Origin of the sequence: Bradyrhizobium retamae (assembly GCF_001440415.1) — a bacterium.
In the GTDB taxonomy this organism is placed as follows: domain Bacteria; phylum Pseudomonadota; class Alphaproteobacteria; order Rhizobiales; family Xanthobacteraceae; genus Bradyrhizobium; species Bradyrhizobium retamae.
Genome location: NZ_LLYA01000025.1, coordinates 1 through 6,304 on the forward strand (window position 1 = coordinate 1; position 6,304 = coordinate 6,304).

4 protein-coding genes and 1 pseudogene are annotated in these 6,304 nt (G+C 60.4%); 2 read left to right on the plus strand and 3 right to left on the minus strand.

What is annotated here, in order from left to right:
- Window positions 1-280 precede the first annotated feature (280 nt).
- Entirely contained in the window at window positions 281-1,309 is a 1,029-nt protein-coding gene (locus CQ13_RS06040) for an IS110 family RNA-guided transposase (RefSeq protein ID WP_057842102.1), read from the minus strand.
- 153 nt (window positions 1,310-1,462) lie between these two features.
- Here CQ13_RS06040 and CQ13_RS42560 point away from each other — a divergent pair, with 153 nt between their 5' ends.
- Window positions 1,463-1,600: a hypothetical protein gene (locus CQ13_RS42560; RefSeq protein WP_156433531.1), complete on the plus strand. Its 138-nt coding sequence runs from the start codon at window positions 1,463-1,465 to the stop codon at window positions 1,598-1,600.
- Window positions 1,601-1,766: 166 nt separating this feature from the next.
- Entirely contained in the window at window positions 1,767-4,160 is a 2,394-nt protein-coding gene (locus CQ13_RS06045; protein ID WP_245309046.1) for an NEL-type E3 ubiquitin ligase domain-containing protein, read from the plus strand.
- Here CQ13_RS06045 and CQ13_RS47005 read toward each other — a convergent pair.
- A pseudogene (locus CQ13_RS47005) lies at window positions 4,154-4,333 on the minus strand (hypothetical protein); the annotation flags it as partial. The gene CQ13_RS06045 and the pseudogene CQ13_RS47005 sit on opposite strands and share 7 nt — an antisense overlap.
- A gap of 627 nt (window positions 4,334-4,960) precedes the next feature.
- A complete protein-coding gene (locus CQ13_RS06050; protein ID WP_057842103.1) occupies window positions 4,961-6,250 on the minus strand; it encodes an IS701 family transposase in 1,290 nt (429 codons plus the stop codon).
- Window positions 6,251-6,304 lie beyond the last annotated feature (54 nt).

Here is a 6,304-nt window from a genome sequence, read left to right on the forward strand (position 1 = left end):
GGTGATCACGATGGCCTGGAATCGGTGATCACGATCGGCTGGAACGCGCACCCTGCCGGCCATGGCATTAGATTGCCCCGCTTGTTGATGTCTTCGCTGGGGTCATGGTCCTTTCCGAGGTCGCGCAGCGCCTCATGATGATGTCCGGGTCGGACGCCTCAACGTCTGCAGCGGAGTACAGTCAAGCCGCCACCAGCCGAATGAACGAGGTCGCCACAACACCGTCCCAGCGGGACATCGCCAGTCCGGCAGACCGGACCAGGAAGTTTACAAAATCGGATCAGGCTTCCTTTGCCTGGCCCCAGTCGAAGGATGTGCCATCGACCCAGATACAGTGAAGAACGATGGCGATTTTGCGCGCGATGGCGACCTTTGCCTTTCGCATGCCAATTCGCTTGGCGAGCTTCATGCCCCAAGCCTTGAGAGAGGACCATTTCTTCGTTCGATAAAGCAGGACGGTCGCCGCCTCGTACAGGTAAGTTCGAAGAAGACGGTCGCCCCATCGTGATATCTTGCCATTGATGTCAGTTTCGCCAGACTGGTTGCGTCGAGGCGTAAGACCCAGATAGGCGCCGACACTTGATGCCGATCGGAAGCGCGATGGGTCGTCGATCGTATGGCGGAAGGTCAAGGCGGTCACCACGCCGACACCAGGAACCGTCATTAGGCGGCGCGTCGTCTCATCTGACTTCGCCAATTGGTGGATTTCGTCGTCGAACTTGCTTTGCTGCTTGCAGATCTGTTCATGGATCGACAGAAGCGGCGCGATCACACCGCGGAGCTGATGATCCTCGCCCAATAGCTCGCAGACCTGATTGCGAAACTGCCGTCCGATCGCACGTGGGAAGAGCAGGCCGTATTCTTTGATTAAACTGCGGACCTGGTTCTCGATATCTCGACGAATGGCCACGAGCCGAGATCTCGCGACGAGTATCGCGCGTATCTTCTGACTTTCCTCGCTCTTGACTTTGACTTCTCGATACCAGCCGACCCGCACCAGTTCGGCCAAACCTCGAGCATCATTCTGATCGCTCTTGTTCATGCGTACGGACAAAGCCGCGTGGGCATGACGCGCGTCGATGCAGACCACCGGAAGATCAACCCTACGAAGTTCATGCCAGAGCCAACTCGCCATCGCCCCGGTCTCGAATCCGATGCGCTCCGCCTGTGGCGCTCGCCTGCGAAGCAGTGCCGTCAGCGCCCCCGGGTCGGACTTGGCCTTTCCCTCGAACAAGACCTGACCCACTTCGTTGACCACGCATACTGACGTTTCTTTTTGCGAGACGTCCAGCCCAACATATTGCTTCATAGTCCCCTCCGATTCGCGAGATTGCGGAAGGCTTGAACATAGCGGACCTTTCGAGCCGCGGGCGCCGACCGCAATTACGTCATCGTTTGCAATATTTGCAAGCCGATTGACAACCTCGTCTCTCAATCGATATCGAAGGCCGTGGAGACGGTCATGGACCGCATCACCAAGCTCGAGGAAGAGACTGACGTCTCGAGCTCGCCGTCGTTCGGAAGCGGGAAGCAGCAGGAGAGCGACAGATTCGACGACGAGGCATTGAGAAGCCTGTTTCTTCCCCTTCTGCAAAGATGACCATTTGGGCAAAAGATCGAAACGGACAACCTTTGCCTAGGCGGTTCTGCCTACGACCCTTACGTGGAACGGATTTGATGCCAATTTCTCGTCAGCTTCTCGAAAGCCAAGCATCTTACTATCCGTGTCCGGCGTTAGCTGCTCAGATCTGTCGAAGGAGAGTGGGGTGGATCCGTTCAACAATCTCAACCAATTCGAGGGCCCAGATGTCGAGTGGACGTATTACGACGGGCTAGAACAGCAGCAGGCGGACCAAGCGGGGTTTCAGCAGCACCTGAATGCGAATCCTTTGAGAATGCCGGACGAGGATCGTGTCGGGCAAGGCACCTCGCGGTGGCTCTCGGATCCGCCCGCCTCCTCTGAACAAGGGCTCAATCAGCATATGCTTTTTGCGGCGGCGGATCGCGCTGGCCAGTTGCCAGCCGGCAATTTCGGTCTAACGGATTGTTGGCACGGCATGGATGCAGCTGCCGATTGGCCGACGCATAGTGTCGATCAGGAGGAGCGATCGTGGGCGGAGGTCGGTGACGTGGTGCCGGAGTGGCCAACGACCTCCGAAATTCCTTGGGAGCAAAATCTCGGGGCATCGATCCTTGGCCGAGAGCCCCGGCCGGGCGATGGCAATACTTCAAGAGGAGGCCGCCGGCTCACCCCAGCCGCGGCGCAGTGGACCGAAGCCTTGTACGGCACGCGGGCCTCAGGCCCTGCAACCCTTCCGACGGACCTTGAAGACCCCGTCCTCAGGCAATCGCGGCTTGACCAGATCTTGGACACCTGGGCCGGCGAGGAGGGGCAGACGGAAGACGAGGACCGGCAAGAGGCGGTAAGACGAATGCGTGCCTGGGGAGAGGCCGGCGACGGCTATGTAGGGCTGGAGCTGTTAAACCTAGGCCTGACGACATTGCCCGCCGCCCTTCCGCCGGGGCTCCAGTCGCTCAACGTGAGCGACAACGAGCTGGTGCACTTGCCTGACACCCTCCCGTCCCGACTCCGAACGCTCGACGCCAGCGGCAACCGGTTGACCAGCCTGCCCGACACCCTGCCGACGGGACTCCAGTCACTCGCCATCGGCAACAACCGGCTGACCAGCTTGCCCGAAACCCTTCCGGAGGGCCTTTTGACACTCGCCGTCTTCAACAGCCGGCTGACCAGCCTGCCAGACACTCTGCCAGCCGGGCTCCAGGACCTTGATGTCCGCGGCAACCTGCTGACCAGCCTGCCCAACGCCCTCCCGACCGGACTTCAGTTGCTCGCTGCCGGCGGCAATAGGCTGACCAGCCTACCCGACACCCTCCCGCCCGAACTCCAAGAGCTCGAAGCCGATGGCAACCTGCTGACCAGCCTGCCCGACACTCTTCCCGCCGAGCTCCAGTTGCTCTTCGCGCGCGAGAACCACCTGAACAGCCTGCCCGAGACCCTCCCACCTGAGCTCCAGAGACTCCACGTCAGCGGCAATAGGCTGACCAGCTTGCCCGAGACCCTCCCGGCCGAGCTCCAGGTGCTCGAGGCACGCGACAATCGGCTGACCAGCCTGCCGGAGACCCTGCTAACCCGGTTAGGTTCTGAGTGCATGGTTCACGTGGAGGATAATCCGCTGCCCGAGCAGGTGCGGACGAATTTGGCGGGAGCCCTGAATACCTTGAGCTATGCCGGCCCGCGGGTCTTCTTCTCGATGGGCGGGGGGACGGCGGTGGGTCAGGAACGGCCGCTGGCCGAGGTGGTAGCGGACTGGATGGAGGCCGAGCCGGAGGCGATCGCCGCCTGGCAGAACTTCGCCGACGAGGCGGGTGCCTCGGAATACGCGCTCTTCCTCGACAGGCTGCGGGAGACCGTGAATTATGACAATCCCCATTTCCAGCAGGTCGTGGCCGAGGATCTGCGGCAGGCAGCGATTAGGCCGCAATTGCGCCAGCAGTATTTTCAGCTGGCCTTCGGGGCGAGCGAGAGCTGCCAGGATCGCATCACCCTGACCTGGAACGGCATGCAGACCGCACGCCTGAACGCCGATGTCGAGGACGGGGCCTATGACGATCGGCTCGGCGAACTCATCCAGCAGGCCCGGGTCCTGTTCCGCCTGGACGCGCTCGAGCCGATTGCCCGTCAGAAGGTCGGCTCGCTCCAGTTCGTCGACGAGATCGAAGTCTATCTCGCCTATCAGGTCAAGCTACGTGAGCGGCTTGACCTGCAGCTCGTCGCTCCGGACATGCGGTTCTTTGACGTCGCCTACGTTACTGAGCACGACCTCACCGCAGCCGAGACGCAGGTGCGGAATGAGGAGGCGGCGGGGTTCGCCGACTATCTGGCAACTCGCTGGCAACCCTGGGAGACGGTGGTGAGCCGGATCGCCCCCGAAGCCCATGCAGAGATGCAGGACCGGCTCGCCGAGGCGATGGACGGGGAGTTCAAGAGCCGCCTCGACCAACGGCTCGCCGATCATGACCTGACCGGCAACAGCGATGCTGAGTTGCAGTTCGGAGCCCAGATTCGCGAGGAGATCGCCCGCGAGATCAAGGGCGCTCTAACGCGCCAGGTGCTCGGGGACCACGCGGTTGAGCTGTGAAGCGGCCTATTGCGAGCCTTGGCGACCCCATCGTGGATGATCAGCGGGTCCATCAGCTGCATCTTGCCGTAAGTATCGATCACATCTGCGGTCTCCGTGATGTTGGGGAGGTAATCGAGCCATGACGGCTCCTTCAGACTGACATCGAAGGAGAGCGCCTTGCCATGCATAAGTGGATCCGACGAAATTACACCATGTTTCGCGACGTGGAATCGAGTGTGATGCTGCGGGGACCCTATCGATCTCGAGCGACGAATATCGAAAGCCTACGGGGCACAAGGGCACACTGAGGTTCCGGCTCGCCATCCATTTCGCAATGGGAGGTGAACGTGTGGAATTGCGATAAAGGATTCTTCACCCGAAACGTGCAGTCGACAGTACCTTTTAAGCCGGCGCGCGCTCTCGCGCGCAATCAATAAAGGCTGGATTATGTCATCCTGGATGACAAGCTCCCTCCTGTTTTGACATCGGCCGCGAGGAGCGATCCTCCAACATCGGCTCATGCTGTCGCAGATTTCGACGGACAAGCGACGATGACCCGGCTCTTGGTTCGCTCCCATTGTCAGTTGAACAAACGGCTGCATCTGCAGTGATACGACGGATATTTCTCTACGCCCAGCTCACTGCAACCAATCCGTGCCGCGACCGATGAACTCGAGCATTGATCTCGCCTTGTTGATCTCGCGTGAGACACGCTTCAGGATCCGGATTGCCGCCTCTTCCGTTGCAATCAGCCCCGCTCTTTCGCAGGCTAGCACTACTTTGGCACTTTAGTCGTCGCGATATCTGCAAGGAGCAGGTCACAGTGAGGACATTGTCGGGGTGGAGGTCGTGCGAAGAGGTCGAGGATCGCTTGCCTGATGGCCGGCATGCTTGGTTGTGGTGGCGGTCCTGAGATTCTTTTTTTTCCGTCCCGCGGCTTTGAGGCGGCGGGATTGGAGGAAGGCGTAGGCGATCATCGTCATCAACGCATGTCGATGTAATCCCGTCCAGGATCTACCTTCGAAGTGGTCGAGCCCAAGCTCCTCCTTCAGCTGCTGGTGGGCCTGTTCACAGACCCGCCTGGCCTTGATCGTGGCAGCGAGCGTCTTGATGGTGGCATCGGCCGGCAGGTTCGACACATAGTATTTTTGCTCCCCGGTCGACCGCCGCTCGCCGACGAGCCAGACCTCGTCGCCAGGCATGCACTGCATACGGTTATTGATCATCCGGTGCTTATGGCCATCCGCAACGCGGACACGGCGGGCCGTGAAGAGACATGTCAGCCGACCTTTGGTGCCCCGCCGCCAGCTGACCCTTTGCCATTTGCCTTCGGCCAATAACGCTTCAGCAGAGACCGGTGGCTGATCAGGGATGTGGTATTTGCGGGGCTTTCCGGTCTTCGCGATGGGGAAGATCAGGGCAACGTCGGCAGGATAGACGTTCTGGCGCCGCGACAGACCCACCGCCCACAGCAGACCGCGCTCGCTCAAAGCCTGACGGAAAGGCCCGCTGGAGCCGTACCCAGAATCGGCCAGCACACAGCCGAAACGCGCACCAGAGGCGATGACGCGGTCGATCTCCTCGATCGCAATCTCCGGCTTTGTCAGAGCAGTCTGTCTATCCTTCGGCACACCGGCCCGCGCCATGCGCTCAGGATCATTTGTCCAGTTCTCGGGCAGGAACAGCCGCAGGCCCACCATCACCGGCACCTCCCGCGACGCCAATGTTAGCGAGACTAGCGACTGACAGTTAGCAGTCTTTCCGAGCGACGAGGCATATTGTGGCGCGACGCCAATCGAGTGACGTCCCTTCTTGGGCAACGCCGTATCATCGATGACAAGAAAACCCGCATCATCGCCAACCAATCTGTCTGCCTCCTTCAGCAGGGCAGCCTCGAGTGGAGCACTGTCCCAAACTCCGGCAGCGACGAAATGATGGAGCTGATCGTAACCGACCCCACTGGCGCGTGCCGCCATCGGTTGAACGCTCTTGCGGTCTCCTGGACCAATCAAACCCGCGACGTAGAGAGGGCACATCCGGGCCCGCGTCTTGTGCCCTAGTGTTCTGTCACTGACATTTGAATCCCAACTGTCATGGCGTCGTGGCAATTATGCGTGAGGTCGGGGTTTCGAAGACCACCGTCTGGCGCTGGCAGGACTATT